This is a genomic window from Phenylobacterium sp., assembly GCF_030681155.1.
Classification (GTDB): Bacteria; Pseudomonadota; Alphaproteobacteria; order Caulobacterales; family Caulobacteraceae; genus Phenylobacterium.
Window position 1 is genome coordinate 23,450 of the sequence record NZ_JAUXXE010000029.1, and the last position, 26,522, is coordinate 49,971.

Here is a 26,522-nt window from a genome sequence, read left to right on the forward strand (position 1 = left end):
GTCGATCTGCCGGAAGCGATCCGGCGTGCACACGTCAGGGGCGATATGGCGCTTTTTCGAGTAGCGGGCGATGCTCTTGAGCGGGTCCATCAGACAACTTTCGCCAAGGAAAACCTCCTTGAGCGCAGCGACCTGCAGCGGCTTCTGAAAGCGGACATCACGGCCTTGGCGCCGGACCTAATGGTGATCGCTGAGGAATTCGGTGACTGGGAAGACAGCCATCGGCGGATCGATCTTCTTTGTGTGGATCGGAATGCTCACCTTGTCGTGGTGGAGCTGAAGAGGACGGAGGATGGAGGTCATATGGAGCTCCAAGCGATCCGCTATGCGGCCATGGTGTCCAGCATGACCGTCGATCAGTTGGTGGGAGTCCATGCCCGCTTCATCGGCGGTGACGATGCCCACGCGCGGGCCGAGAGCTCCATTGCAGCCTTCCTCGGGTGGGACAGCGTGACCGGTGGGCAGCTTGCCGACGATGTTCGGATCATTCTGGCCGCCGCCAACTTCTCAGTTGAGCTGACAACAGCGGTGCTGTGGCTCAACAAGCAGGGATTGGATTTTACCTGTTATCGTATTGTGCCTCATCGTCTCGGCGAGACCGTGCTCATCGACGTCCAGCAGCTCATCCCGCTCCCTGAAGCCGCCGACTACGAAACCAAGCTGCGAGCTCAACGTCAGGAATCTCAGCGTGTAGAGAGTGCGAGAGGCGAAATTTTCCGGCGTTTCTGGGCCCAGCTGATAGAGCGTTCAAAGGCCAGAACTCAGGTGGTTGCTGGTCGCTCAACCAGCCCCGATCACTGGCTCAGCGGTCCCACAGGGCGAACGGGTTTCACCCTGACATTCAGCATGAAGCAGCACAGTAGCCGGGTGGAGCTCTACATCGATTTTGGCAAAGGGACTGAGGCCGGAACGCTGAAGGCTTTCAGAGGCCTGGAAGCGCGTAAGGCGGAGATCGAAGAAGCCTTCGGCGAGCCATTAATCTGGCAAGATCTGCCGGAGAGCCGCGGGTGCCGAATTTCGTACGAGCAGCCGGGCGGGTGGCGCGCTTCGGAAGAGACGTGGCCAGAACTCCAAGAACGGATGATCGAGGCGATGGTCAAACTCGAAAAGACCATTCGACCTGAACTCGCTCGACCGGCTGTTAGTACCTAGCGCGGTCTTGTGCTGGGGGCTTGCACGGCCTAGCCGACTACACAGCGGTAGAGCTATCCTTGGAGATTGACGTTTGACACGGCAACACGCCACGCCGCTTTTCATTCCCGCGAGTGGGACCGCCGTCACGTTAACTCCACTCACTCTTCAAGGCGGCGCTGGGGCGGTCTTGGAAAACGCCATCCAGTCCCTAGTCTATGCGCATCCGAGCATTCTGCCCATTGGCGAGATCGACCCGACCTTTGCAGGCCCGATCTCAATCTGTCGCGAGCTCGTCACGCCCGCCGGACCGATTGACAATTTTCTTGTCACGCCTTCAGGTCTGCCGATCCTCGTTGAATGCAAGCTCTGGCGAAATGCTGAGGCTCGTCGCGAGGTGGTGGGGCAAATCCTCGACTACGCCAAGGAACTCGCCAGATTTACGGTGTCTGACCTCCAACGCGAGACGAGCCGACGTCTAGGATTGGGGCCGACCGCCCTGCTTGACCTCGTGCGTGCAGCGGATCCCACGGTCGACGAGATCCAGTTCAACGATGCGTTGACCGCCAACCTGAGGCGCGGGCGTTTCCTGCTGCTAATTGTGGGAGACGGAATCCGCGAGCGCGTAGAGAGCATCGCCGAATACCTTCAAGCCCACGCCGGTCTCCACTTCTCCTTCGGCCTCGTGGAGATGCCGATCTACGCTTTGCCTGACGGCAGCCAACTGGTCGCTCCGCGGGTGCTTGCCCATACCCATGTGATCACCCGTAATGTTGTCGCCTTGCCAGATGGTCACACGCTGCTCGCCGAAGACGCGGAGACGGTGGCAGAGATCGATTCCGAAACGGCCGCGCTAGGCGACGCTCGGCAGCAGTTCTGGACGGAATTTATTCAGCACCTGCGCCTCGACGATCCCGAACAGTCCATTCCGAGGGCGCCGCGTCAGGGCTACGTGACCTTCGCACTTCCGGCCCCTGCAGGAACGTGCTGGCTCACCGTCTACCGTGAGATGCGAAACAATGAGGTCGGGTTGTTCCTTTCATCTCAACGCGACACTGCGGGCGAATACGCCGCGAAAGTTATCGCAGAAGACTGGGAGGCGGTCGGTCCGCTCCTCGGTGCCACAGCCAAATGCACTCAGAAAGATGGGCGGCCGCGTATCATCGACACCTTCCGAGCGGGTCCGCTCGATCAGCAGGCGAACCGTGATGCCGCTTTCGCTTGGCTCGCCGAGCGGACCAACACCTTCGTCAATGTTCTTCGCCCACGAGTGAGGTCTGCTGCTGCGGACTATACCCTTAAAGCCCAACTGCCCTAAGGCTTCGATCATCTCATGCCGCTGCATGGAGCCTCATAAGTGGTCATAACGGGCGCAGTCGGCGACCGGCGGATATCGCAGCTGCAACGCCTCAGATGTTGTGATCCCTGGAGGCTTAGGCGGCTCGCGCCGTCTGGCCAGGATGTTCAGGATTAGATCGTCGCTGGAGACGCCAGCGTCCAGGGCCTCGCGCAGTGCCTCGTCGACCGCCTCCAGGGCATCATCGAGCACCGCGGCCAGCACCCGCGCGAAGCGTCGGTCGGCCTCGTCGCCGGCGGGTCAGGGCCGACTGCAGCGACCAGGCCCGGAACGGCGCGCCGTTGCGCGGCGCTCCCGGCTTGCGCGCTAAGACCGGTAGGTATTGCCACGGATCGTAGATCGTCCGGTCGCGGCCGAGTCTGCGCGGGTGCTCGGCCACCAGTTCGCCGTCGCAGAGCACCACGATCCTGTCGGCATAGGCGCGGATCTGCACCGCCGGGCGCGCCGCCCTGGCCGCCACCGAGTAACGGTTGCGGTCGAAGCTGATCAGGCAGGTGGCCTGGGCCACGGCCTCGATCTGGTGGAAGCCGTCGAAAGGGCCAGCAAACGGCACCAGGAACGGCTTCTCGGCCTCAAACACCTCCCAGACCGTCCGATTGGGCTGCTCGGGATGCCGATCGCTCCGGGCCCAGCGCTCGCACTCGGCCACCAGCCAGCCGTTGAGCTCCTCCAGCGTTCTGAATCGCAGGCGCGGCTTGAAGATGGTGTCGCGGGCGTAGCCCACCTGGTGCTCGACCTGGCCCTTCTCCCAGCCCGAAGCCGGCGTGCACGTCACCGGCCCGATTAGATAGTGCGAGCACATCTGCTCGAAGCGCCGGTTGAAGCGCCGCGCCTTGCCGGCGAACACGGCGTCCACCGCGGTCTTCACCCTCGGGAGCCCTTCTGGCCAACGCCCCGTCTGCAGGGCGTGCTTTCGCACGCCCACTGAGAGGCTCAGCGTGGCCAGCGCTGCAAAGAGGCTTGGCGGCGGCCGTGAGCGCGGGCGCGTGCCGGGGTTAACAGGGGGGCAGCGGTTTCGATAGGTTCAGCAGGTCGACAGTCGCTTGGAATCTAGCTGGCTGCGGTCTGTCGCCCGTGGTGCAGCCACTGCCATGCGGCGAGCCGGACCACTCGCATGAGGCGGCTGCCCAACGACCACTCTTCTGCCCCAAGATGATCCGTGGGGGCCAGGCCCATATCGCTCAGCAGGATCCTGTCGCCGTGGGCGATGGCCGAACGCACGGAGTAGAGCTCTGATTTCACGGCAGCGGGAACGTAGCTGGGAAGGTGTTCCTCAATGAACGTTTTGAAAAGCGCGGTCGGCCCGGGTCCAATCGGCTTGCCACACGCATCGCAGGGTTGGCTCTGCACAGGGGCGAACAATGCCTCGATCGCGCTGACCAGAGCGACGTGGGCGGTGGATGACGATAGATGCCAGATGAGCCCTGCGGTCTGCAGCCAGTAAGCCGCGCGGACAAATTTCGCTCGTTTCAACGGGTCTAGTTGATGAACGCGATCAAGCGATGCTTCGAGGTCATCTGGGAGATGGGCTGGACCCAATGGCCGCCGGCCGCCGTAGACTTCATTGGCCGGCGCTCTTCCGAGGACCGGTATGCCGACGTTAGGTGAGAACTGTTGCCCGAAGCCATCTCCGGGGTAGTGGTAGCCGAGTTGGAGAAATTCGCTCGCCGCTATCGCATTGTTGGCGAACCTGCCCAGCACCCACTCCATTTGAATGCTGTGTGAGCCGGCGCTCTTAAACGCGGGCACCAAGGCGCATAGAATTAGCTCTAGTTCGCGAGCTCGCCGTGCATGGCGGCTCGCTCTCACCGCTGCATCGACGCTTCCAGTGTACGTGAACTCTAACGCGAACGGGTGGTCGCCATGTCCAAATGGCGGACGCGGCGCGTCGACTGGTAGTGGGAGGATTGCGAAGTCCCGAGGGCGTTCGAAGTGGCCTTCGACGGCATCGTGGGCAAAGAGGATGCTCCGGCCGACCATCTCTTTGCCTGGAGCCAACAAGAAGGATTCAATGCCGTTCCCGATGGCTCGGATGTCCGTCTTTGTGAGCTCGGCTGTCGTAGAGATTTCGAGGAGTTTTCCCGATTTTGCATATGATAGGCGCAATAGGGGCCGATCATCTCGAGTGTAGTCCACGACGCGCGACGTCGATTGTGTTGAGCTTCCGAAATGATTGAGCAAGAAACTTTGAAGTTCCGCTGAGTCAGTCTCGTGAACCCGCCACTCTCCCATCAACTTGTTGTTTTTTATCATTCTTGGCTCCCCAATCGGACAGGAGCACGATTCCGGTAGCGAAACGGTAGGCCTATGCGGCGGCTCTTGGACCCAGGATTGGGACCAGGTCGACCAAGGCTCTGGTCGACGAGTGTGTGCAGGAGTGGTCGGCCGACAGCCAAGCCGAGATCCGCGTCATCGTCATGAACGCCTTCCGGGCCGAGAAGGATGGCCAGGTAAACCGCGGCGCACTCCTTAACCTTCGCAAGCTGGACATCAAGGATTCGCGCTGGAAGCGGGCGATGGAGGCGGTCGACGATTCCATCGAGGTCCTGGGCACCAAGCGCTACATCCGCTTCTATCCGCGGCCCAACCACCAGGCCGCATGGTCGTCGTTGTCGTTGGACGTGGCGACGGCTTCGCTCCAAGTTTCCGACCTGAGGGGGAAGTCGAATGCAGCTACCAAAAATTGAGATCAGGAAGAACCCGCAGAGCGACGCTGCCTTACTGGAGCCTCGTCTGGGGCCCCTTATCACGGCCTACTTCGAGTTCCTGAAGCGCGCTGCGATAGTTGCCGCGCTCACGGTCGTCGGCGAGTCGATCCCCTTTGTGAAGGCGTTGTCCTGGGTTTCCGGGCTCTTCCTGGTTATGTCGGTGACTTTGATGGTCAACAAGTATGAGCTCGGCTTCGTCATACGCGCCGGCGCGTCGCCTCGCATGCTGAAGGTCGCTTTCTGGGTAGCGACCTTGTTCAACCTGGTCATCGGTTTGAGCCTGCTGATCGGCCTGAACTATGTATCGCTGACGCTCGTGGACGCGTGGGCTTAAAGCCCCAAACCTTAGGCCCTCCAATAGGGAAGCCGAAGTGCATGGGGCGGGATCAGCGGAGCGCCGAGGCTCTGGCCTGGCGGCACCCCTATGACGCTGCCGCGTGGGATGTGCTCCGGTCGGTCCAGCTAGCCAAGCAGCCGCTATGTGAGCGACGAACCTGTCGATCGCCCGCAGCATGTGGTCGGCTGGCACGTGGCGCTCGAGCGAGAACTCGTAGAACAGCGCCGACTGGTCGACTCGACGATCACCCATCATGGCCATCTCTCCTGTCGTCAGGAGAGTGAACCAGGCCCTAGTCATCGCTTCAATCGGCCTTTTTCAACACAATCGGCGCGTTGAGGACGTGGGCGTCTTGGGGTGCTAACCACTATCCGGCGAACCCGTTCACGCCATCGGTCGAGGGCGCGTTCTTCGTAGTTGAAGATGCACGGGGCGCCGCCTCGTCGGCAGTACTCGTCCTCGCGGGGGCAGGTGGGCGGTGGGGGGACGCTTCCGGCGGTCGTCACCGTCGGAGTCTAGCTGCCCTGCCTGCGAATGGCCAAGCCGCGCCGCTCTTTCGGGGGCTAGCCGCGACAACGCACCGGGGCTGGCGCCAGGACGATTCCACTATATGGTAAAGGCTGAGCCGGTCCCCACGGCTCGGCAGCTGCCTTGCGAAGGATCCAAGGTCCACGGGGAGTTTTGAACGTTCGCGACCGTCCCTCATCAAACGGCCGTTGAAACGAGCAGCACGTTTCGTCAGGCCGGCTGAGGAACGAGTGCATGTATTCGACCTATGACGGTGCCAAGCGGCGCGCCCAGACTGTGGCTGCGGTGCTGCAGGGTGCCGAACTTCCTACTCCGCTTCACGTTTGCCAACGCGCCCTAGCTCTGGCAGGCGGCTACCGAGACTGGGATCACCTGCGGCGCACCCTGGCCAAAGGCGTTAGCCGGCAGGCCCAGTTGGATGGGTTTCTCCGACGGCTGGTCTTCGCTCTACCCGACCAGGCCGTTGGGCCGGCCTATCGCTGGGCCGAAACAGTGCTTTCGGATCTCGAAGATCGAATGCGCGGAAAGCCAACATCTGATCGCGAGACCCTCGATTGGTACACCCGGGTCTATGAGTTCGTGTCAGCGATCGGAGTGATCCATCGCTCGCGCACCCCCTTATTGACGCCAGGGTCAGGCGCCGGCCAACGGCTGCGTCAGGACATGGTCTTGGGGCTCTGTATCGGCCCGGCCAAACCGCGTTTCGACCCGGAGAGTTACGTGCTCACGTTCGAGGGATCGCTGGAGGAGCTGATGCCCGAAGACGTGGGGCACCGAAATTTCGGCCGCGAGTTCGAGCGCCTCTGCGCAGCGGGCATCTTCGAATGGAATGGCGAAGCCCAAATTTTGCGGCTCAACCCGCCGCCGGTTGATCAGGTCCGTGCCCACATCGCCAAGTGCCGAGGGTTCGACGCCGAATACTGGCGCGAGGCGGCATGAAGTTGGGCGGGCGTGCTGCCGAAGCTCGATAGTGCGACGCCCTAGTGCTCGCGCGCCGAACTTGTCTCGCGACCTCTTCACGCCGCCCGTACCGGGGGAGCGCTATCTCGTCCCCCGGGCGAACTGGCCGTCGCTCAAGCTATGGCCAGGCCCGAAGGGCCACCAGGACCTTCCAAAGGGGAGCGCCGTCGCTCGGGGACATTCGGCGGGCATAGGCATCGAAGACCCTGCGCAAGCTGGGTGCGGAGGCCGGCCAAGCGGCCGCTATGGCGAGGCCGAAGCTCGCCAGACGTTCGAGGGCGCGGGAAATGTCGTCTACTTCTGCCCCGCGGGCGGCCGCCTCGATAACCTGGTTCCAGCCCAAACGACTGTGAGATTCTGGTCAGATTCAGTACGCACGCCCAGCTCCTGGACCTCTCGTGGCCTCAAGTTGAACGCACTGGCAGCCGGGGCGAAGGAGCGGGTGGCGCGCGCCGTTCCCGGGAGGCCGACAATGGGGGCTTCAACAATCACTTGACCGGGGACCGCCTAAGGTTCGCCTTTTGAGTAGAAGCAAATATCCGGTCGTGGTGCGCAGAGAATGAACCTTAACGTTGCCTGCACAACTGGAAGATGCGAAATGGCCGCGTTGGTTCTCGGTGGGTGCAATGAAGATCGTTTATCTCGGGCGGCAGAGCCGTCGCGCAAGGCCCGAACCCCAGCTGGAAGGTGACGTTCTCGAGTTGCTCGCCAACAACTGGGATGACTTCGGAAATAAGACGACCTTCATGACGACTTGCCGCATCGGCGGCCAAGCCGTCGAGCTCGGCAATGTGAAATTGATGGTGGATGGTGCAGCGACCAGCGAGACCTATCTCGACAGGCTGCGGGAAGCTGGGTGGGATGGCGTCTTCCCCATTCCACAATCCCGCTATTTGTCCCTACCTGGTGAAATCACCCTCTATGAGCAGTTGCTGGATCGCCTTGGGCCTGACGCCGCTCGTGCGGCAGCCGTTAAGCTGCGCGACGCAAGCTATCTTGTGCACATCGAACAGGACGCCGAGGCGCTTGATCTCATCGACAGCGACGCCTTCCGAAAATCGCTTCAGCGTGAAAGGGGCGAGATCAAGTCCTATTTGGACGGATGGAAGCTATTCGCGGCGCAGGCCATGGCCGTGCTTGATCTCGGCTTCCGCTTCCGCGACGTCTTTGACAACATCTCCACGCTAGAGCTGAAATTCAGCTCGCGCGGGATCCTCCCGCACGGCGTCAATGTTCTGATTGGTCCCAACGGCGTCGGCAAGTCGCAGGTGCTGCATCAGATCGTGCGGGACTGGCTCGACGCTTCTGACGAGGAGGATTCGGATTGTGGATTCGTCGAGAAGCCCAACCTCAGCCAGATCGTGGTGGTATCCTACAGTCCCTTCGAACGCTTCCCTGTGGATCTGCTGGCCCACAAGCTTCAGGACAAGGAAGTCTACCGCTATTTCGGGTTCCGCGACCGGTCTGTCAGCAAGACGCGGGGCAAGCTGGGGAGTATCAACCTGACCCATCAGGCGCCTAAGCGGAATGCGGCCGGCTCCCTGCTCGATTGCCTAGCGGATGACCGGAGATACCGAGGTCTCCGGAGCTGGGCAAAGAAACTTGAGACCGCTGAGCGTGTGCTCAAGACGGCATTTTCCTTCGACTATGCGGCCGTAAATGTCGGAGAGGTCAAAGGTCGAGCGAGCGCCTTCTACACCGACACCTCTCTAATTGACCCTCTCGCAATCGACCTGAACGACGAGCGCTATATTCCAGTCAGTTCCGACCGCATCGACGAACTCAATATCGAAAAGCTCCGAAGCCACCTGAATGCGGCGGACGGCGTCACCTTCTTCCTCGACGGTCATCCGGTTGAGTTGAGTTCTGGCCAGAAGCTCTTTTCATTCATTGTCATCAACATTCTCGGGGCAATCCGGCGAGACAGCCTCATCCTGATTGATGAACCTGAACTGTTCCTGCATCCAACACTCGAGATCCAATTCGTCGATATGCTGAAGATGATCCTGGATCGCTTCAACTCGAAGGCGCTTCTTGCGACCCACTCGTTGGTCACTGTGCGCGAAGTTCCAACGGACTGCGTCCACGTCCTTGCCCGTACAAAAGATGGCCTCTCTATTACGGCACCGCCGTTCCAGACTTTCGGCGGCGACATGCAACGGATCAGCTCCTACGTCTTCGGTGATAGCGAGACGTCCAAGCCGTTCGAACGCTGGATCGCTGAACAACTCGAGGCGTTCGGTGATGCCGACGCCCTCATCGCCGCGCTCGGGAATGACATCAACGAGGAACTCGCTGTCCAGATTCAGGGGATGGAGCGCGAAGGATGGTGATGACCCTCATAGGGCCGACGACCTGCAGCCTCGACCTCGTGGACAACGTCGTTTCGGAGCGCACTCGAGAGCCCAACCGCAGCTTCTTTCGATCGATCGCCGGCGAATGGAGGCAGCGCGTGGCCGTGTACATCGCCCAGCGCGGGTCGCCGGGGCATGTGCCGACTTGGCCCGCAATCGCCAGCAAGGCCACATCTTTCAAAACGCTCTATAGCCATCCTGCCGAAGGGTCGTCGCAAGGGGCGATGCTCGCCACGTTGCGAGACCACGAATTAGACCTTTGTCCGGCCTGTGGATCCCCGACTGTCCCCGAAACGCTCGACCACTATCTGCCAAAGGGGAAGTATCCACATTTCGCAGTGACTCCCTTCAATCTGACGCCGATGTGTGATCCATGCCAGCGCCGGAAGAGTGAGAAGACGGGCGATCACCTCACGCCGCGCTTCTTCATCCATCCCTACTTCGACACCTTCTCAATCGATCAGATCGTCCAGCTTAGGATCGCCCCTCCATTCGCTACGCCCACGTTCATGCTCTCCGCTCATTCCGCGCTGACCAATCCGGAGGCTGCGCTAGTCACCACGCACCTACGTGAACTGGAGATAGCGCGCCGATATGTCCGCTTCTTCCGCAACGAGCATCGGCGCTTGATCCGCAATGTGACCAACATGCGCGTCAAGGGGCTAGCGGTACTTGAAAACCTCGAGAGTTGGCAGGCCGGGCACGCTGATCCCACGCCGAACGGATGGCACCACCTCTTCTATGACGCTGTGACGAGCAACGCGGACCTTGTCGAATATCTTGTGAACGATCGTCTCCCGCTCTACCCATGAACGGGCTTGCCGGATGTCTCAGCTGAACCCCAAGTCGACGTCGGAACTAGGCTGCGAACGCCACAGGAATGTCTGTGAGGTTCTGGTTAGATCCAGTCCCCGCACCCAAGCATCCCATAAAGCCCCCAGCTCAACCGCTGGGGGCTTTATGCGTTCCGGACCCGAGAAAGGATGCTCCGAGCACCCCTTAGCTGCCGATGGCCCCCCAAACTCCGTTCATGTGGGCCGAATCTATACTCAACTGATCTATCGTCGGCCGCTTTTGCACTTCGCGACTGACTGTCGTGACGCGGAAACGCCGCCGTTTGGCAATGCGCCATAGGCCGCACCGCCGATTGGCCGAACGCCTTCGTTTCGAGCCGCAATCGCTTTAGGTCCGGCGTAGAGTTGGCAAGTCCGGCGGATTCGGGCGCGCGTTCTGCAATTGGAGGCTTCGATGATCATCGCTGGATGGATTCTTGCGATCCTGGGGCTCGCCCAGGTCGTGTTTTCGGGCACGATCGAGGTCTCGCAACTTACCGAGGGCAATCGCCTGATCGGCCTCGCGCCCAGCGTGATCGCGAACGCCGACTTGGTCGCGCAGCGGGCGATGATCCATCAGGGCGGATGCGCCACGTTTCTTGCCGGCGTTATCTTCATTGGCGCGGCCTATCTGAAGCCGGCGCCTCCCGGACAGCAGTCCAAGGCCTGGACCGGCATCGCGGCCATTGCTGCGATGGTCATGACAGTCGGCGCTGTGGGGGGCTTTGGCGCCTTCCTCTATGCGCTGCACGAACAGAACGCCGACCAGCGGCTGGTGGACGAAATCCGTGTTCGAGAAGCACGCAACCAGTCCACCGATGCGCTGATGCAGGAGGCTGATCGCCGTCTTCGCAACGAAGCGGAGGCCGCTGCGGCCTCCCGTTAGGGAAACTAGCTTGCACCGAAGCGCGGCTCTTTGCATGAGAGCGCCATGAGCGATCCCCTGTTTTTCGACCTGCGCGCGACGCACAATCCTCACCGCTGGTACCTGCCGCTGACTCCCTCTGTCTGCGTTGGCTCGCGGGACAATCTCTTCATGTTCGGCGGCGTCGGCATGGCCTCGGCCATCGTCGCGCTGGAGCGGACCTGCGGGCGGCCGGTGATCTGGGCGACCGCCCAATATCTCTCCTATGCGCGACCGCCCAGCGTCGTGGATCTTGATGTGCGCGTGCCTGCGGCCGGCAAATACAACAGCCAGGCGCGGGTCATCAGCCATGTCGGCGACAAGGAGATCTTGACGGTCAACGCGGCGCTCGGCGCGCGGCCCAGCGACATCTCCAAGCAGTGGCTGACGATGCCTGACATTGCGCGGCCTGAGGACTGCGAGCCCGCCGCTCATTGGCGCGGTGGCGGCGATGATCTGCACAGCCGGATCGAGGTCCGGGTGGCCAAGGGCAATTATGGGGGCACCCAGTCGGGCGGCGAACCGGCCGATGACGGGCGACTTCTGTTGTGGATTCGCTCACGCGAGGGACTGCCGGCCGACTCCAGCCTGCTGGCGATCATGGCCGATTTCATCCCAGGCGCTATCGGCAATGCCTTGGGGCTGAACGCAGGCGGCAACAGCCTCGACAACACCATCCGCTACCGCCGGATCGTGCCGACCGAGTGGGTGCTTTGCGACATCAGGATCACGGGCGTCCACGGCGGCTTTGGGCACGGGGCGATGTATCTGTTCGCCGAGGACGGTGAACTGATGGCGACGGCTAGCCAGTCGCTGATCGTGCGGGTGCGCGAGGGGCGCGACTAGCCTTCAGCCGAGCGCCTGAAGCGCATCGATACGGAGAAGGTCCTTGGGGCGGCCGAAGCGGCGACAGATTTCCGCCTGCTCGGCCGGCGTGGGGATGAAGATGACGCCGGCGTTGAACGCGGCGATCTGGCGCGTGGCTGGCCGGACGGCCGACCAAGCGCCGCTTTCGCAAACCTCAAACCCGGCCATGATCTCGATCGGCAGCGGCGCGATTGTCGTTCGGGCGAAAACCTTCGACCGGAAAAGCGGTGAGGGCGCTCCGGTTTCGAGTTGTGCTCTCCAGGTGATGATCAGGGACGCCGCATCCCGTTCACTGACAATCAGGTCGACGTCGGGCGGGCAAAGACCCTGCACGCCAGCCAGCGCCATGGCCGCGCCGCCGAACACCCACCAATCGTCCTGCAGGGCCGCGCAGCCGGCCGCTACGACCTTGAGTGTCGCCCCCAGATGGGTGCCGATCGCTGATTTCACCATCCTGAGGGTCGTAGAGAGGTTCCCGTTCGGGCTCAATCGGATGTAACCAATGGAGCCGGCCGGGTGGGGCGGCTGGAAGTTGGGGAGTGCGGAATGACGTGGGTTCGCAAACACGGTCCTTGGGCGGTGCTCGCCCTGATCGGCGCCGTGGCGTTGTCGGTCGTCGCGACTGCACGCGGTGAGAACGTCAACGCCCTCTGGATCCTGGCGGCGGCGCTGTCGGTCTATCTGGTCGCCTACCGCTACTACAGCCTCTACATCGCCAAGAACGTAATGCGTCTGGATGGCTCGCGGCCGACGCCGGCGGTAACCCGCAATGATGGCCTGGACTATGTTCCGACCAACAGGAACGTCCTCTTCGGACACCACTTCGCGGCCATTGCGGGGGCGGGGCCCTTGGTTGGGCCGGTGCTGGCAGCTCAGATGGGCTACTTGCCGGGCGTGCTGTGGATCCTGGCGGGGGTCGTGCTGGCCGGCGCGGTGCAGGACTTCCTGGTCCTGGTGATTTCGATGCGCCGCGATGGCAAGTCGCTTGGAGAACTGATCCGTGAGGAGATGGGACCGATCCCAGGCGTGATCGCGCTGTTTGGCGCTTTCATGATCATGGTGATCATCCTGGCGGTGCTGGCGCTCATCGTCGTCAAGGCGCTGACCGGCAGTCCGTGGGGGACGTTCACAGTGGCGGCCACGGTTCCCATCGCCATCCTGATGGGCGTCTATATGCGCTACATCCGGCCCGGCCAGATCGCCGAGGTTTCGGTCGGCGGCTTCGCCTTGCTGATCGGGGCCATCGTGCTGGGCCAGCATGTCGCGGCCTCGCCGACCCTGGCGCCCCTGTTCACCCTGACCGGCATTCAGCTCTGCTGGATCTTGATCGGCTATGGCGCGATCGCCGCCGTGCTGCCGGTCTGGCTGCTGCTGGCGCCGCGCGACTATCTTTCGACCTTCCTAAAGATCGGCGCGATCCTGGCCCTGGCCATCGGCATCGTGATCATGCGGCCCAACCTGCAGATGCCGGCCCTGACGCCCTTCATTCATGGCGGCGGGCCGGTCTGGTCCGGCACGCTGTTCCCGTTCCTGTTCATCACCATCGCCTGCGGCGCGGTCTCCGGCTTCCACGCGCTGATCGCCTCGGGCACCACGCCCAAGCTGATCGACAACGAGGTCAACGCTCGCTTCATCGGCTACGGAGGGATGCTGATGGAGAGCTTTGTGGCGATCATGGCCTTGATCGCCGCCTCCATCCTCGATCCCGGCATCTACTTCACCATGAACAGCCCCGCCGCCGTGGTCGGCACGACGGCCGAAAGCGCCTCGGCCGCGGTTGCGGCGATGGGCCATCCGGTTTCGCCTGAGGTGATCGAGCAGACCGCCAAGGACGTGGGCGAGACCACCATCATCTCACGCGCGGGCGGCGCACCCACCCTGGCCGTCGGCATGGCGCACATCTTCTCCCACGTGTTGGGGGGCAAGGCGATGATGGCGTTCTGGTACCACTTCGCCATCCTGTTCGAGGCGCTGTTCATCTTGACGGCGGTGGACGCGGGCACCCGGGCCGGGCGGTTCATGCTGCAAGACCTGCTGGGAACCTTCGCGCCTGGGTTCAAGAACACCGCGTCCTGGCCGGCCAACATCACCGCGACCGCGCTCTGCGTCGCGGCCTGGGGCTACTTCCTGCACCAGGGGGTGACCGATCCGCTGGGCGGGGTGAATACGCTGTGGCCGCTGTTCGGGATCTCGAACCAGATGCTGGCGGCGATCGCCCTGATCCTGGCGACTGTGGTCATCTTCAAGATGAAGCGTGAGCGCTATGCCTGGGTCACGATAGCGCCGGCGCTTTGGCTGTGCATCTGCACCCTGACGGCCGGAGCCCAGAAGGTGTTTTCCTCCGATCCGGCCATCGGCTTCCTGGCGCACGCCAAGCGCTATGGCGACGCCCTGGCGGCCGGTGAGGTGCTGGCCCCGGCCAAGGACGCCGGACAGATGGCCAAGATCGTCTGGAACGACCGTATCGACGCGGCGCTCTGCGTCCTGTTCATCGCGGTCGTACTGAGCATGATCTGGTTCGGGATCAAGGCCTGCATCAAGGCCTATCGCGCCGACGGCTGGACGGCCCGTGAAGCCGAGCCTGCCATGATCGCGGCGGAGTAGGGCGATGGGCCAGTCGAACCCCTTCGCCGATTTCGCCCGCTGCCTGTGTGACGGGGCGCGGCTGATGGTCGGGGTGCCGAACTACGAAACCTATGTCGAGCATGTCGCGCGGACGCATCCAGGGCAGCCGCCGATGACTCGCGCCGAGTTTTTCCGCAACCGCCAGGATGCTCGATATGGCGGCGGATCGGGCGGCTTCCGCTGTTGCTAGACAAGCGAAAGGCCGGCGTCGCCGCCGGCCTTTGCAAGCTTACTGGGATTTTTTAGTTCGCGGCCATGGTCGAGGACGACGGGATCTGGGCGGTCGACAGGGTGCCCATCGCGACTTCAGTGGTCGCCTTCACGCAGCGCGTATAGGCCTCGAGCGCCAGGGTTTCGCTGCGGGTTTCGCGGAAGCAAACGGTCTTGGCGGCCTTGGTCACTTCGGCTTCGACCTGGGCGGGCGACTTGCCGGCGAGGGCGACGCGGACCGAGCCGGCGTGGGCGGGAGCGGTGATGGCCAGAGCAGCCACGGCGGTCAGAATGGCAGTGCGGATCATAATTTGTATTCCCGGAAAGGGGGTTGAGAACAACCACCTCCCGGCGTTTCCCTCTCGGCGGCGGTTCAATCTGGTCGTGACCGCTTCACCTGGATTTCTTCCTGCCCGCGCCGGCCTGGCTATTCAAGTTAAGATTTTGCGTCGCAGCATTCGCCTGCTGCATTGCAACCTGCGTGGGCGCCGCCGCCTGATTTCGCGGCGTTTTCCTGGTTGGCGCCGCAGAAGGCATCCTCGATCAGCCCTTGGTGTCTGGCCTAGCGGCCGCGGGGCCCTGCTGATGGGCACGGCGATTGCGGTGGAAAACGCCGACGGCGCCGAAATGAAACACTTGCCTTCGGTCGGCCTTCACCTTTGAGTAACCTTCGTTAACAGCCGAGGCCCCATGTTCCTGATCGTTCTCGCCGCCACCACCGCGCTTTCAGGTTCTTATGCCTCAGCCCCGCAAACGACGTCCGTCGTTGAGGCGGTTTCACAAGCGGTTCTGGTTGATTGTCAGGTCACTGGTGCGAACCTGACCGATTGCAGGGCGGTGGACGCCGACGGAACCAAGGCGGCGGCGGCGGTTCAGTTGGCCAGCCAGGTGGAAGTGCCCGAGGCCTTCGCCTTGGCGAATCCGGGCCGCATCCTGATCAAGATGACGGTCAACCCCTAGAGCGCTCTTGACCGGCTTCGCCTGGTGACGCCTTTTCCAAGTGACGTCATAGGAATGGAGCGCGGCGCATGGATCAGCGACAGCTAGGACCCTTCAGTGTTTCGGCGATTGGATTGGGCTGCATGAGCCTGTCCCACGCCTACGGAACGCCGCCGCCGCGCGAGCAGGCCGAGCGGGTGCTGCTGGGGGCTCTGGACGCTGGCTACACCTTCTTCGACACCGCTGCGGTCTATGGCGTCGGGCACAATGAAACCCTGGTTGGCGAAGTTCTAAAGCATCGGCGCAGCGAGTTCGTGCTCGCGTCGAAGTGCGGCCTGACCAATGGCGATCAGCGCGAACTAAATGGCCGCCCGGAAGTCCTGAAGGCGACCTGCGAGGGGAGCCTGCGGCGTCTCCAGACCGACGTGATCGATCTCTACTATCTGCATCGTTGGGACAAGCGCGTCCCGATCGAGGAGAGCGTTGGCGCGCTTGCTGAGTTGGTCGCCGAAGGAAAGATCAAGACGATCGGCCTGTCCGAAGTGTCGGCCGCCACCCTGCGCCGGGCGCACGCGGTTCACCCGATCACCGCCCTGCAAACCGAATACTCGCCCTGGACCCGGAACCCGGAGATCGCGGTCCTCGACGCCTGTCGCGAGCTGGGGGTGACCTTTGTCGCCTTCAGTCCCGTTGGGCGCGGGTTCCTGGCTGGCGGGGTTACCGACCTGGCTCAGCTGGAGGAGGGCGATTTCCGCAAGGGGATGCCGCGGTTCCAAGGCGAGGCCTTCGAGGCCAACCTGAAGATGTTCGCCGGCTTCGCGGATCTTGCGGGGGAAGCCGGATGCACGCCGGCCCAGCTATGCTTGGCCTGGTTGCTGGCCAAGGACCATGCACAGGTGCCGATCCCAGGCACCACGAACCCCGATCACATGGCGGAGAACGCCAAGGCCGCGGCGATCAAGCTTTCGCCCGAGGTCATGGCCAAGGTCGAGGCGCTGGTTAACCCGCAAACCGTGACCGGCCCGCGCTACGCCCCGGCGATGCAGGCTTCCGTGGATACGGAGGACTAACCTAGCGGGCGCCTAGGCCTAGGCGCTAGGCGTCCATCGTCGTCTAGATATTGTAGTGCGCCGTTAGTCCAAGATTGCGCGCGCGTCACGTATGTAACGTATTGATATTATTGTGTCGCCTGTGCGGCGAGATTGTGTAATCGTTGATCTTAAGGATATCTTAACCTAACGCTCAATTTGCGCGCAGCTCGGACGGAAGCGCCAAAGTGAAGCTTGATACTGTCAGCAACAGTCGTCAGTCGACGACCGAGGACATACTGCGGATTTCGCGCTCGGAAGATCGGGCGGGCTTCGTTCGGTTGTTCATCGTCTTCGCGCCCAGGGTGAAGGCCTACCTGTGTCATCAGGGGTTGAGCCCCGAGGCGGCTGAAGATCTCGCCCAGGAAACGCTGATCAACGTCTGGCGAAAGGCTGGGACATTCGATCCATCGAAAGCCAGCGCCTCGGCCTGGATCTTCACGATCGCCCGCAACCTAAGGGTCGATGCGCTCCGTCGAGAGCGGCACCCGTCCTTGCTTGCGGAGGACCTGCGGCCAAGCCTCACCGAACCGAAAACGCCTGAGGAGGTATATGTCGGGAGGGAGAGCGAGAGGGACATACGCAAGGCTCTCAGCGCCCTCCCTGAGGAGCAACTTGAGGTGCTGCGCATGTCATTCTTCATGGGACGCGCCCACGCCGACATCGCTCAAGAGTTGGGATTGCCGCTCGGCACGGTCAAGTCTCGCTTGCGGCTCGCGGTAGCTCACCTGCGCGCCACGGTCTCGCGGCGGTGACCCTCTCCGCTCACCCCTCGGTGGGCGTGCTTTCCGACTATGCTAGCGGCGCCCTCCACACCGCGCCGGGTGTGGTGGTCCTTGCCCACTTGCAGTTCTGCCCTTGCTGTCAGGGCGCAGTACAAACGTTCGAAGAGGTCGGCGGAGCTTTGCTGTATGCGGCTCCGCCGGAGCGCATAGGACTCGCCGCGCTCGGCCGCGTGCTCAAGGGGATCGAGGACGTCAATCCGGTGCACGCCAGGGCAGGATCGCGACGCCGCACGCGAGAATTTTCGAGACGAGTGGTGGGCGTCGAGCTTGGCGCGCGACGATTTATGGGGCCAGGCCGATGGTTGGTCACCTTGCGCGCGTCGCAACGACGAGATTGGCGCCTGTACATGCTGCGAGCGCTCGCCGGACCGCAGCGTTCCGCCTGGCCTGGAGCCGCCGTTGTCTGCGTGCTCAACGGGGGCTTTCGTCGCGGCGGCAGGACTTATCGCGTCGGCGATTTCGCGGCGTTTCCCTTGGGTTCAAGACCACGGCTCGCCGTGATTACAGGTGGAGCGTTGGTCGCCTTAGTCGCCGCCAAAAGGTCGTGGGTCGCAAGGTAGTTGTAGGCTGCAAACTCAAGTTGAGCCTCAACACCTACCTAGAGGCGACAACCTGTATCTTGAGTAGTATTTGCGGTTTGTTGTGATCCAAATTGAAGGCTGTTGCGTATTCGGGTGAGTAGATTGTTTGCGTGTGGCTTGGGGTCTGCGTTCAGCTTAAAGCAACAAAAAACACCTTGGTCGCGTACATGGCCGAGGGGGAAACGCCCATTGTCATGTCGAACTCACCTTTCAAGGATGAGGTCGTTAGACTTATTCCTCAACTGAGGGCCTATGCGACCGCTTTGACGCGATCGCGCAGCGAAGCTGATGATCTTGTGCAAGATGCGCTCATGCGCGCTTGGAGCTATCGAGCCAAGTTCCAACCAGACGCTCAGCTCAAACCCTGGCTGTTCCAGATCCTGCGGAGCCGCTTCTACACGGACATCGCCAAGCGGCGACTGACGGTCCAGGACGTCGATGGCCAGTTCGCCGCCAGCCTCACTTGTTCAGCCGAGCAGGAGTGGCGTGTCGAATACAGCGAGCTGCTGGAGGCGCTGGACACTCTTAGTCGGGATGGGCGCGAAGCGGTGCTGCTCGTCCTCGCGACGGGCCTGACCTACGAGGAAGCAGCTCAGGTCTGCGGCTGTCCGCTGGGGACAATGAAGAGCCGCGTTAACCGGGCCAGGGAGCAACTTGCGCTGTTGCTCGATCCGCCGGTGAACCGAAGTCGCACCATCTACGCGATGCCCGCCTGCGAGCGTGAACCCGCTCGCCATCCCTGACGACCTGAACTCGGGCGTCCGGGAGACCGGACGATCCGTCCGCACTGGAGACAAGATGAGCATCGCCCTTTCCAGGAAGTATCGCGCCGGCCTTTTGGCCGGCGGCCTGCTGGCCGCTCCGTTCGTGCTGGCCTCGCCGGCGCAGGCATCCGAGGCCGAGGAACAACTCGCGAAGATCGAGGCGCAGCTCAATGCGCAGGGCCTGCGTATCAGCGAGCAGGAGCGAAAGCTGCTGGAGCAGCGGGCGCTGATCGAAAGCCAGGGACTGGAGATCCGCGCCCTACGGGAGCAACGCGAGCAGATCCTGTCTGACATCCGCGCGGGGCACGGCGTGGCAGCGCCGGAGCCCGGCGGTTCGGCGCCGGTGCAACTTGCCGCGCGTCAGGCGCCTCCGGCCGCTGGCGGCGCACTGCCCACCGGGCCTGTTGGGGAGGCTCCGCCGTCTCCAGCACGCCGGCTTGAAGAGGACGTCGCGGCGATCCCGCCCGGCATGGGGGTGCTGACCCCAGGCGGCACGCTGATTGTCGAGCCTACACTCGAGTACACGCGATCGAGCGCCAACCGGCTGGTGTTCCGCGGCGTGGAGATCGTCCCCGGCGTCCAGCTCGGGGTCATCGACGCCAACGACGCCGATCGGGATTCCATCGTCGGCACATTGACCGCTCGTTATGGCCTGGGTGACCGCTTCGAGATCGAGGGGCGTATCCCGTATGTCTACCGCCATGACCGGGTGACGACGCTCGCCCAGCGCGACGAGAGTATTACCCGGACCACCAAGCTTGAAGCCAACGACATCGGCGATATCGAGGTTTCGGCCCGCTATCAGCTCACCCGCGGGCTGCCGGGCGATCCGATCTTTGTGGCCAACGCTCGGGTCAAGCCCCCGACCGGCAAGAGCCCCTATGATGTCGAATATGACGAGTTTGGCGTCGCGACGAGCCTGGCGACCGGGTCGGGATTCTGGGCCGCTGAAGTGGGCGTGACGATGCTGTATCCCACTGATCCAGCAGTCATTTTCGGAGGGATTAGCTATCTCTATCACATCCCCCGCGACATCAATAAGGTGATCGGCGAGGTGATGGTCGGCCGGGTTGATCCTGGTGATTCCATCGGCGCGAACATCGGCTTTGGCTTAGCCCTGAACCCGCGGTTCTCGGTCTCGTTCGGTTATAGCCATAACTTCATCTTCGCCACGGAGTCTGAGTATGGCGAGACCACGCAGCGTTCCAACACCCTGCAGGTGGGCGCGCTGCAGATGGGGCTGTCCTATCGCCTGACCGAACGGCTCACCCTGACCAATAGCTTTGAGTTCGGGGTGACCAGCGACGCTCCGGACATGCGGGTGGTGTTCCGGCTACCGTATCGCTTCTAACGGGTCGCCGCGTCCCGGAGCGCCAGGCCCATGGCGCTCTGCAGGCGCAGGTCGATGTTCTGGGCGGCGATGTCCTGCTGCATCTGCGCAAAGCCGGGGATGTCGAGCGTGATGTCGGTGGACTGGCGGATGTCGCGGTTGTTGGCGTTGTTGATCACCAGGTGGGTGAGGTGCTCGCCCGACACGCTGTGGACCACTGCTGTGATACCGCCATCGCCGCCGACGACCAGGCCTTGGACGGCCGGTCCGTTTTGGAGATTGATGCCGCCGGCGGCGGCCGCCGCCGTCAGGTCGGGCGTCAGCATTCCGACCTCGACGGTTTCCACTGGGCCGAGCGCGGTCCAGGTTAGCCGGGTCTGCAGGGCCAGGCTGCCATCGACGAAGGTGCTCATCACCGCGCCAAAGCCGAACTCGGCGCCGCTAGGAAGCTGAAGGCCGCCGCGAATCTCATTCAGTTGGTCGAGGGATAGGACCTCGGCTTCGGCGAAGTCCGAGGTGGCCCCCGCCTGCGTCGCCGGCGAGGCCGCGCAAAGCACTGTCGCCACGGTGAAGGCGAGACTGGCGAGGGGGCGTTTCATCGGAAAATCGGATCGAGCGAGATGATGTCGGTGATCTGATAGATCGGCGGCAACTCGCGAGTGAAGGACGAGAGCGATCTGTCGTCCAGCGGCATTCCCAGCGGCGCGACGGCCCAGGGGCGCCACTCTTCTTCGCGATTATAGCCTGGCTCGCGGGTCGGGCTGTCGTGGATGGCGAAGGCGATGCCGTTCCACATCTGCATGAACTCTTCGCGGTCGTAGATCTTGAGGCCCATGGCCGGGTCGCCGATCAGCACCTTGCCGTCGCGAACGCCTTTGAGCACCACGAAGTGCCGGTATGTACCGGTTCTCACGACGAGCAGAGCCGGCGCCTTGGCCGCGGCGAGCTGGTCGAAGGTCGCGCGATAGCCATCGGCGGTCAGGCCGCGAGCTTCGAGGTATCGCTTCATATCGAGCAGGGAGAAGCCGACCTCGCGAATCTTGGCCTGGTCGCCGTGCTCGTACATGGACTTGAAGATCTGCCCCTCATTGACCCCTACGCCGTAGTGATAGGTGAGCAAGGTCGCTAACGCGGCCGAGCCGCAACTGTAATCGTACTGCTGGCGCACCACCGTTCGGAACGGGATGTCGCGCATGGATATGACGTTGAGATTGTAGTTGGCGCCGCCCTCGACGATCGCGACTTGAGCCGCCGCCGGCCCGCCTGCGAAAATCGCCAAGGCCGCCAGGAGCGGCGCGGCGAGAAGGGCGGGCGCCAGGCTCATAGTGGTGGCGCGGTGGTGACGATGCTGACGTTGATCGTCCCCTGAAGGTTACTGTTGTTGCCGGTGTTGATCACGAAGTTGCCCACGCCGGCGAAGCCGCTGAGCGCACTTGTCGAGAACGCCACGTCGCCGGTGTGCATCGTGTTGGCGATGACGGAGTTGCCGCTGTTGGTGGCGTTCAATTGCTGTTCGGACAGCACGGTGGTGTCGACACCCTGAGCGCTTTCGCTTTCCAGCGCTTCGGTCGACATGACTTCAGGAGCCGGTGGGGCAAGCGCTTCACTATCAAGGGGCGCCGTCTGAGCGAAGGCGGGCGCGCCAGCGCTGCTGACGATAATCAGCGCCATGATCGCTGGTAGTTTGCGCATCTGAATTCTCCGCGGTGGAACCGCTGAATGGAAACGAGCCTGGCCCGGCCGATGGGGGTTCTGCCGGGCCAGTACTCACATCTCTTTGGCGCTATGGGGCGGCGCCGAAGGAGATGCTGGCGTTCGCGGCAAGAGAGGTCGCCGCTTGGTTCAGAGATCCGATGCCGGTGTTGGCGCTGGAAGTCTGAATGCCGGCATAGCTGGCGAATGCTCCGCCGCTATGTCCGATGGCCCCAGTCGTGAAGGTGGTGGGGTTTTCGGCTTCGAAGGTCACCGTAGTCCCGGTGACGCTCGCATCGAGATCCTGCTTGGACAGGGTCGAGGTCGAGGTGTGAACCGAGTTGTCGTTCCAAGTCTTGTTTTCGGTGAAAGACTTGTTGGTCGTGTTGTAGGAGTCGTCGTTCTTGGTATTGACTGAGCTGTCGGTGTTATACGAGTCGTCAGTCTTCGTGGTCGTTTCAGTATTGTAGGAATCGTCAGTCTTGGTCGTGGTGTTGTAGGAGTCGTCAGTCTTCGTCGTGGTGTCTGTATCCACGGAGTTGTCGGTGTAGGTCTTGGTTTCGGTGTTGTAGGAATCGTCAGTTTTCGTTGTCGTGTCGGTCTCTGTCTTGGTGTCGGTAGAGCTGTCCGTCCACGTCTTGGTTTCGGTGGAGCTATCGGTCCACGTCTTGGTCGTGGTGTCCGTGTCCGTCGAGCTGTCGGTATTGTAGGAGTCGTTGGTTTCTGTCGCGGTGGCGGTGCCGTCGTTGCCCACGCCTGCCGCAGCGAAGTTGTTGTCATCAACGTCCATGCCGCGGGCGGCAGCTGTGTTTGCGAGCGCGGCCGCAAAGATGAGCGCGGACGCAGAGACCATAAGCTTCAAAGTCATGGAGCACCCTCCGGGTATCTCGTTGCGAAAGGAGGACGATCCCTCCGCAAGTCAGTACCGAAGCGGTCATGCAATGGTTCGGATCACGTGTCTGTGAATTGCGTCGAGCTGAGAGATCCTCAGCGATTCGAATTCTACGTCCGGTCGAGACTGCGCGCGGCGTTCCGCAGCGCTTCGCGGGCCAGGCTCATGGCGCGATTGGCGACCTCATCGGCCGGCAGATCGTGCAAGCCACGGGGGCGCGGCAGGCTGACCTGGATGGTGATCCCGTCGTCGGTAAGGACGGAAACGCCAACAACAGTAGGGCTCACTGTTACGGACGGGGGCAGGGACAGATCAGTCATCGCGTCTCTCCACATCCCCCGCTGGCCGGGATCTGGGGCGCTCCGGCCTGCAAGTCCAGGCAAGGTTTTATGACTGCGATGATCAACCCGGGCGAGTTCTCAAGCGCCGGAAGATTCGCCGAAAATTTGTGCGTGTTTCGCGCAGATCGCTGGCCAGAGTTCCGCGGCCTCTGGGATGTCGAGGTCAAATTCGCGATGCAAGGCGACGACGAACTCGTCGGCTGAATGAATCACTTCGCTGGTTTTCGCGCCAGGACGGACGCGGCGTATCGTGCGCCCGAGGAGGCCGACGATCCCTTTGGGGGTGTGCCGAAAGCCCAGCGCGGTCTAGGTGAAGATCGAGTCCGGGGAGCTGGCGAGCCACTGGCAGGTCGCGCTGAGTTGATCTGCTTCGGCTGGTTCAAGCTGGAAGTCGAAATAGGGCGCGCCGCCCTGGTCCTGGTTGTGAAACCGCAGCCATGTATCGCCGAGGTCTTCCAGGCGGAACTCATACCCGGCGCAGTGGTGAGCGCCGAAAGCGAGAGGAAAGGGCTCGACTACGCCGTCGCCAAATCCGACGTCGGCGATGTAGGGCCGATCAAGATCCACCCGCAGGACCAGATGGTTGCCGAGCGAGACATCGCCGCGTTCAGCACGCATGACCGCTCCGGCCATCCGCGTGACCGTGAACCCGATATCCTCCAGCACAGCGCCAAACAGGCCGTTCATCTCGTAGCACCAACCGCCACGCCGTCGCGTGACCAGCTTCTCAAACGCCGCTTCGGGCGCGAGGCTGACCGGGCGGCCAAGCAGAACGTCGAAGTTCTCGTAGGGGATCGCCCGCAGGTGCAGGCGGTGCAGGGCGGTCAGGGTTTCCAGGTCTGCGCGGGCCGACCCGGTGAAGCCGATCCGGTCAAAATAGGCCTGAACGTCCATGGGCTATCCTCGCGCTCGACGGCGGGCCGGCCGCTATTCGGCGAGTCCCTTGGGGGGCAGCCCTTGGATCAGGGCGACGATTTCCGGGCGGATCTGGTCGGCGCCCTTTTCCACCATGTGCGATACGATGCGGGCGCCGACGGCCGCGCGGGTCTGGGCCGTGAACTCGGTCTTGTTCTGGCGCACCCACTCCATGGACGCTTGGCGGTTCACGTTGAGCTGCTGGAAATGCGGAACAACATAGCGGGCGATCATCTCGTAGGACCGCTTGGTGTTTTCCCAGTTGGCCCAGTTGTGGGCCATCATCAGGTAACAGCCGAAGCCGCCGCTCTCCTCGACCAATTGCTCGATACGCTCGATCGCCTCGTCGGGCGTGCCGACCACCGCCTGGCCGAGCGAAAGATAGGCCTCGACCGGATCGCCGGCGAAGTCATCGGGGACCATCGGCAGGTTGGCGATTTCGCGGAAGTAGTAGATCCACTTTTCGAGGCCGAAGCGGATCTGCTCGATCGCCTTGTCCTTGGTTTCGGCGATATGCATTTGCCCGACCAACCGCCAGGCGTTGCGGTCCATCACCTGACCGCTTTCCTTGGCGATATCCTCGGCGATCCCCCAGTTGGCGGCGAGCGAGTTGAACCCGGCGGTGGTGGTGGCGCCGAGCGAAAGCAGTCCGATCCCATGCTTGCCCGCCGCCCGCGCGCCGGTAGGAGAAACCTGACTGGCGACGGCGATTTCCACCGACGGCCGCGAATAGGGCGTCATCTGCAGGCGGGCGTTGACGAGTTGGAACCAGTCGCTGTCATGGCTGACCTCTTCGCCCCGCAGTAGGCGCACCAGAACGTCGAGCGCCTCGTCCATTCGGTCACGCTGCTTGGCGACAGGGATGCCCATCATGAAGGCGTCGGAGGAGAGGGCGCCGGGACCGGCGCCGAACATCACCCGACCTCGGGTCATGTGGTCGAGCTGGTTGATGCGATCTGCCAGCATCATAGGGTGGTGGTAGGGAAGCGACGAGACGCCGGTGCCCAAGCGGATGTGCTTGGTGCGTTCGGCCGCGGCGGCGATGAAGATCTCCGGCGAGGCGATCAGTTCGTATGCGGCCGAATGGTGCTCACCGATCCAGGCTTCTTCGTAGCCAAGCTGATCCATCAGCTGGACCAGTTCCAGGTCGCGTTGGATCGCCAGGGTCGGGTTTTCGTCCAGCGGATGGAAGGGCGCGATGAAGGCGCCGAAGCGCAGTTTGTTCCCGAGCATTCCGCCCTCCCTATGTTCTTTTGCGGGAGCCTAACGCCGATTTCTGACAGCTGGCTAGGGTGGCGTACCGCCTTTTCGAAGCTTTACGTCGCGGACTCTTGGGCCGTTTCGAGAAATTTCAGCACCGAGAGTTCGAAGCTCCGCGCCGACCCGCCACGCTTAAGCGGCAATGCGCCCCGTTCATAGGCCTCCAGGATCAAGGGGTGGATGTAGGAGCCCCGACAGACTGCGGCGGTGTTGCCGAGCAGGGCCGCCACCGCCTTCACCGTGACGACCACCTGGCGCTTGGCTTCACCGGCGGTGGCGGACGGCGGTTGCTCGATCAGCCCGCGGGCGGCCGAAAGCGTGCCGGCCCAGGTTCGGAAGTCCTTGGCGGAGAAGTCTTCGCCCATGGCCTCGCGGATGTAGGCGTTGACGTCCGCGGACTCGATGGAATGACGCTCGCCGTCATCATCGAGGTACTGAAACAGGCGCTGGCCGGGGATGTCCTGGCAGGATTTCACGATCCGGGCGAGGCGGCGGTCCTGGAAGCGGGTGCTGTGGAGCTTGCCGCTCTTGCCGCGGAATTCGAAGGTCGCGCCGCCACCGGTGATCTTGGCGTGGCGGTCACGAAGCGTAGTCAGGCCAAAGCTCTTGTTGGTCTTGGCGTACTCCTCGTTGCCTACCCGGATCAGGGTGAGCTCCATCAGGCGCACCACCGCGGCCAGCACCTTTTCGCGAGGCAAACCACGCTTGGAGAGGTCGGCCTCGACCCGAGCGCGCAGGCGGGGGAGGGCGCGACCAAAGGCGATCAGGCGGCTGAACTTCACTCCGCCGCGAACCCGCCCCCAGTCCTGGTGATAGCGGTACTGCTTGCGGCCCCGTGCATCGCGGCCGGTGGCCTGGATGTGACCGTTTGCGTCTGGACAGATCCAAACCGATGTCCACGCCGGGGGGATGACCAGGGCACGGATGCGCGACAGAGTCGCCTTATCCCTTACCGGCCGGCCGGCGGCGTTGCGGTAGCGGAAGGATGGAGGGGCGCCTGGGCGGCTGAGGCCAGGGTCATGGTCGTTCACATAGACGAGGCCGCCGTCGAGGCCATTCGTCTCGGCCATTTGCCGGTCGTCGACATCGCGGGGCATGGAGCGCCTTTGGAAAAACGGCGA

At 62.8% G+C, this 26,522-nt stretch carries 28 protein-coding genes and 1 pseudogene; 17 read left to right on the forward strand and 12 right to left on the reverse strand.

Annotation, left to right across the window (positions count from 1 at the left end):
* The first annotated feature begins 45 nt into the window (after window positions 1-45).
* Window positions 46-1,152: a DUF4268 domain-containing protein gene (locus Q8M13_RS06130; protein WP_305298897.1), complete on the forward strand. Its 1,107-nt coding sequence runs from the start codon at window positions 46-48 to the stop codon at window positions 1,150-1,152.
* 169 nt (window positions 1,153-1,321) lie between these two features.
* Window positions 1,322-2,449: a hypothetical protein gene (locus Q8M13_RS06135; protein WP_305298898.1), complete on the forward strand. Its 1,128-nt coding sequence runs from the start codon at window positions 1,322-1,324 to the stop codon at window positions 2,447-2,449.
* A gap of 33 nt (window positions 2,450-2,482) precedes the next feature.
* Here the strand turns inward: Q8M13_RS06135 and Q8M13_RS06140 are convergent.
* Window positions 2,483-3,356: pseudogene (locus Q8M13_RS06140) on the reverse strand (IS21 family transposase); the annotation flags it as partial.
* A gap of 182 nt (window positions 3,357-3,538) precedes the next feature.
* Window positions 3,539-4,741 carry a hypothetical protein gene (locus tag Q8M13_RS06145; RefSeq protein ID WP_305298899.1) on the reverse strand — a complete coding sequence of 401 codons (1,203 nt, stop codon included), beginning with the start codon at window positions 4,739-4,741 and terminating at the stop codon, window positions 3,539-3,541.
* A 101-nt stretch (window positions 4,742-4,842) separates the two neighbouring features.
* Here Q8M13_RS06145 and Q8M13_RS06150 point away from each other — a divergent pair, with 101 nt between their 5' ends.
* The 7 genes from Q8M13_RS06150 to Q8M13_RS06180 all read left to right on the forward strand — a co-directional run bounded on the left by Q8M13_RS06150 (window position 4,843) and on the right by Q8M13_RS06180 (window position 11,958).
* A complete protein-coding gene (locus Q8M13_RS06150) occupies window positions 4,843-5,175 on the forward strand; it encodes a DUF3164 family protein (protein WP_305298942.1) in 333 nt (110 codons plus the stop codon).
* Window positions 5,156-5,530 carry a hypothetical protein gene (locus Q8M13_RS06155; RefSeq protein WP_305298944.1) on the forward strand — a complete coding sequence of 125 codons (375 nt, stop codon included), beginning with the start codon at window positions 5,156-5,158 and terminating at the stop codon, window positions 5,528-5,530. Before Q8M13_RS06150 ends, Q8M13_RS06155 begins: the two co-directional genes overlap by 20 nt.
* Before the next feature lie 765 nt (window positions 5,531-6,295).
* A complete protein-coding gene (locus tag Q8M13_RS06160) occupies window positions 6,296-7,000 on the forward strand; it encodes a hypothetical protein (RefSeq protein WP_305298900.1) in 705 nt (234 codons plus the stop codon).
* A gap of 593 nt (window positions 7,001-7,593) precedes the next feature.
* On the forward strand, window positions 7,594-9,354 hold the full coding sequence (locus tag Q8M13_RS06165; RefSeq protein WP_305298901.1) for an ATP-binding protein: 1,761 nt from the start codon (window positions 7,594-7,596) through the stop codon (window positions 9,352-9,354).
* Complete coding sequence (locus tag Q8M13_RS06170) at window positions 9,348-10,187, forward strand: hypothetical protein (RefSeq protein ID WP_305298902.1); 840 nt, start codon at window positions 9,348-9,350, stop codon at window positions 10,185-10,187. Before Q8M13_RS06165 ends, Q8M13_RS06170 begins: the two co-directional genes overlap by 7 nt.
* A 436-nt stretch (window positions 10,188-10,623) precedes the next feature.
* Window positions 10,624-11,094, forward strand: a complete 471-nt coding sequence (locus tag Q8M13_RS06175; protein ID WP_305298903.1) for a hypothetical protein — start codon at window positions 10,624-10,626, stop codon at window positions 11,092-11,094.
* Between the two features lie 45 nt (window positions 11,095-11,139).
* Window positions 11,140-11,958, forward strand: coding sequence for an acyl-CoA thioesterase II (locus tag Q8M13_RS06180; RefSeq protein ID WP_305298904.1), 819 nt, complete (start codon window positions 11,140-11,142; stop codon window positions 11,956-11,958).
* Window positions 11,959-11,961: 3 nt separating this feature from the next.
* Here Q8M13_RS06180 and Q8M13_RS06185 read toward each other — a convergent pair whose 3' ends face one another.
* Window positions 11,962-12,432 carry a hypothetical protein gene (locus Q8M13_RS06185; RefSeq protein ID WP_305298905.1) on the reverse strand — a complete coding sequence of 157 codons (471 nt, stop codon included), beginning with the start codon at window positions 12,430-12,432 and terminating at the stop codon, window positions 11,962-11,964.
* 93 nt (window positions 12,433-12,525) lie between these two features.
* On the opposite strand from Q8M13_RS06185, the gene Q8M13_RS06190 reads away from it, so the two are divergent.
* Both Q8M13_RS06190 and Q8M13_RS06195 read left to right on the forward strand, forming a co-directional pair.
* Window positions 12,526-14,583: a carbon starvation CstA family protein gene (locus tag Q8M13_RS06190; RefSeq protein WP_305298906.1), complete on the forward strand. Its 2,058-nt coding sequence runs from the start codon at window positions 12,526-12,528 to the stop codon at window positions 14,581-14,583.
* 4 nt (window positions 14,584-14,587) lie between these two features.
* Window positions 14,588-14,794, forward strand: coding sequence for a YbdD/YjiX family protein (locus Q8M13_RS06195; protein WP_305298907.1), 207 nt, complete (start codon window positions 14,588-14,590; stop codon window positions 14,792-14,794).
* 52 nt (window positions 14,795-14,846) lie between these two features.
* On the opposite strand, the gene Q8M13_RS06200 is transcribed toward Q8M13_RS06195, so the two are convergent.
* A complete protein-coding gene (locus tag Q8M13_RS06200; protein ID WP_305298908.1) occupies window positions 14,847-15,122 on the reverse strand; it encodes a hypothetical protein in 276 nt (91 codons plus the stop codon).
* A gap of 382 nt (window positions 15,123-15,504) precedes the next feature.
* On the opposite strand from Q8M13_RS06200, the gene Q8M13_RS06205 reads away from it, so the two are divergent.
* The 5 genes from Q8M13_RS06205 to Q8M13_RS06225 all read left to right on the forward strand — a co-directional run bounded on the left by Q8M13_RS06205 (window position 15,505) and on the right by Q8M13_RS06225 (window position 20,322).
* Window positions 15,505-15,774 (forward strand): hypothetical protein, encoded by a 270-nt coding sequence (locus Q8M13_RS06205; RefSeq protein ID WP_305298909.1) that lies wholly within the window; start codon window positions 15,505-15,507, stop codon window positions 15,772-15,774.
* Between the two features lie 68 nt (window positions 15,775-15,842).
* A complete protein-coding gene (locus Q8M13_RS06210; RefSeq protein WP_305298910.1) occupies window positions 15,843-16,823 on the forward strand; it encodes an aldo/keto reductase in 981 nt (326 codons plus the stop codon).
* A gap of 206 nt (window positions 16,824-17,029) precedes the next feature.
* Window positions 17,030-17,596 carry a sigma-70 family RNA polymerase sigma factor gene (locus Q8M13_RS06215; RefSeq protein WP_305298911.1) on the forward strand — a complete coding sequence of 189 codons (567 nt, stop codon included), beginning with the start codon at window positions 17,030-17,032 and terminating at the stop codon, window positions 17,594-17,596.
* 766 nt (window positions 17,597-18,362) lie between these two features.
* Window positions 18,363-18,950 (forward strand): sigma-70 family RNA polymerase sigma factor, encoded by a 588-nt coding sequence (locus Q8M13_RS06220; RefSeq protein WP_305298912.1) that lies wholly within the window; start codon window positions 18,363-18,365, stop codon window positions 18,948-18,950.
* Window positions 18,951-19,005: 55 nt separating this feature from the next.
* Entirely contained in the window at window positions 19,006-20,322 is a 1,317-nt protein-coding gene (locus Q8M13_RS06225; protein ID WP_305298913.1) for a transporter, read from the forward strand.
* Here the strand turns inward: Q8M13_RS06225 and Q8M13_RS06230 are convergent.
* The 5 genes from Q8M13_RS06230 to Q8M13_RS06250 form a co-directional block, all read right to left on the reverse strand.
* A complete protein-coding gene (locus tag Q8M13_RS06230) occupies window positions 20,319-20,900 on the reverse strand; it encodes a hypothetical protein (RefSeq protein WP_305298914.1) in 582 nt (193 codons plus the stop codon). The genes Q8M13_RS06225 and Q8M13_RS06230 overlap by 4 nt on opposite strands.
* Window positions 20,897-21,625: a C39 family peptidase gene (locus Q8M13_RS06235; RefSeq protein WP_305298915.1), complete on the reverse strand. Its 729-nt coding sequence runs from the start codon at window positions 21,623-21,625 to the stop codon at window positions 20,897-20,899. The genes Q8M13_RS06230 and Q8M13_RS06235 overlap by 4 nt, the downstream gene beginning before the upstream one ends.
* On the reverse strand, window positions 21,622-21,993 hold the full coding sequence (locus tag Q8M13_RS06240) for a hypothetical protein (protein WP_305298916.1): 372 nt from the start codon (window positions 21,991-21,993) through the stop codon (window positions 21,622-21,624). The genes Q8M13_RS06235 and Q8M13_RS06240 overlap by 4 nt, the downstream gene beginning before the upstream one ends.
* A 91-nt stretch (window positions 21,994-22,084) precedes the next feature.
* Window positions 22,085-22,861, reverse strand: a complete 777-nt coding sequence (locus Q8M13_RS06245; RefSeq protein WP_305298917.1) for a hypothetical protein — start codon at window positions 22,859-22,861, stop codon at window positions 22,085-22,087.
* A 134-nt stretch (window positions 22,862-22,995) separates the two neighbouring features.
* The gene (locus Q8M13_RS06250) at window positions 22,996-23,205 is read right to left on the reverse strand and encodes a hypothetical protein (RefSeq protein ID WP_305298918.1); all 210 of its coding nucleotides are present in this window, start codon (window positions 23,203-23,205) and stop codon (window positions 22,996-22,998) included.
* Between the two features lie 69 nt (window positions 23,206-23,274).
* Here Q8M13_RS06250 and Q8M13_RS06255 point away from each other — a divergent pair, with 69 nt between their 5' ends.
* Complete coding sequence (locus tag Q8M13_RS06255) at window positions 23,275-23,430, forward strand: hypothetical protein (RefSeq protein ID WP_305298919.1); 156 nt, start codon at window positions 23,275-23,277, stop codon at window positions 23,428-23,430.
* Window positions 23,431-23,532: 102 nt separating this feature from the next.
* Here the strand turns inward: Q8M13_RS06255 and Q8M13_RS06260 are convergent, their stop codons facing one another.
* The 3 genes from Q8M13_RS06260 to Q8M13_RS06270 form a co-directional block, all read right to left on the reverse strand.
* Window positions 23,533-24,120: an arylamine N-acetyltransferase gene (locus Q8M13_RS06260; RefSeq protein ID WP_305298920.1), complete on the reverse strand. Its 588-nt coding sequence runs from the start codon at window positions 24,118-24,120 to the stop codon at window positions 23,533-23,535.
* 33 nt (window positions 24,121-24,153) lie between these two features.
* Entirely contained in the window at window positions 24,154-25,374 is a 1,221-nt protein-coding gene (locus Q8M13_RS06265) for an LLM class flavin-dependent oxidoreductase (RefSeq protein ID WP_305298921.1), read from the reverse strand.
* A gap of 83 nt (window positions 25,375-25,457) precedes the next feature.
* Complete coding sequence (locus Q8M13_RS06270; RefSeq protein ID WP_305298922.1) at window positions 25,458-26,498, reverse strand: DNA topoisomerase IB; 1,041 nt, start codon at window positions 26,496-26,498, stop codon at window positions 25,458-25,460.
* Between the last annotated feature and the right edge of the window lie 24 nt (window positions 26,499-26,522).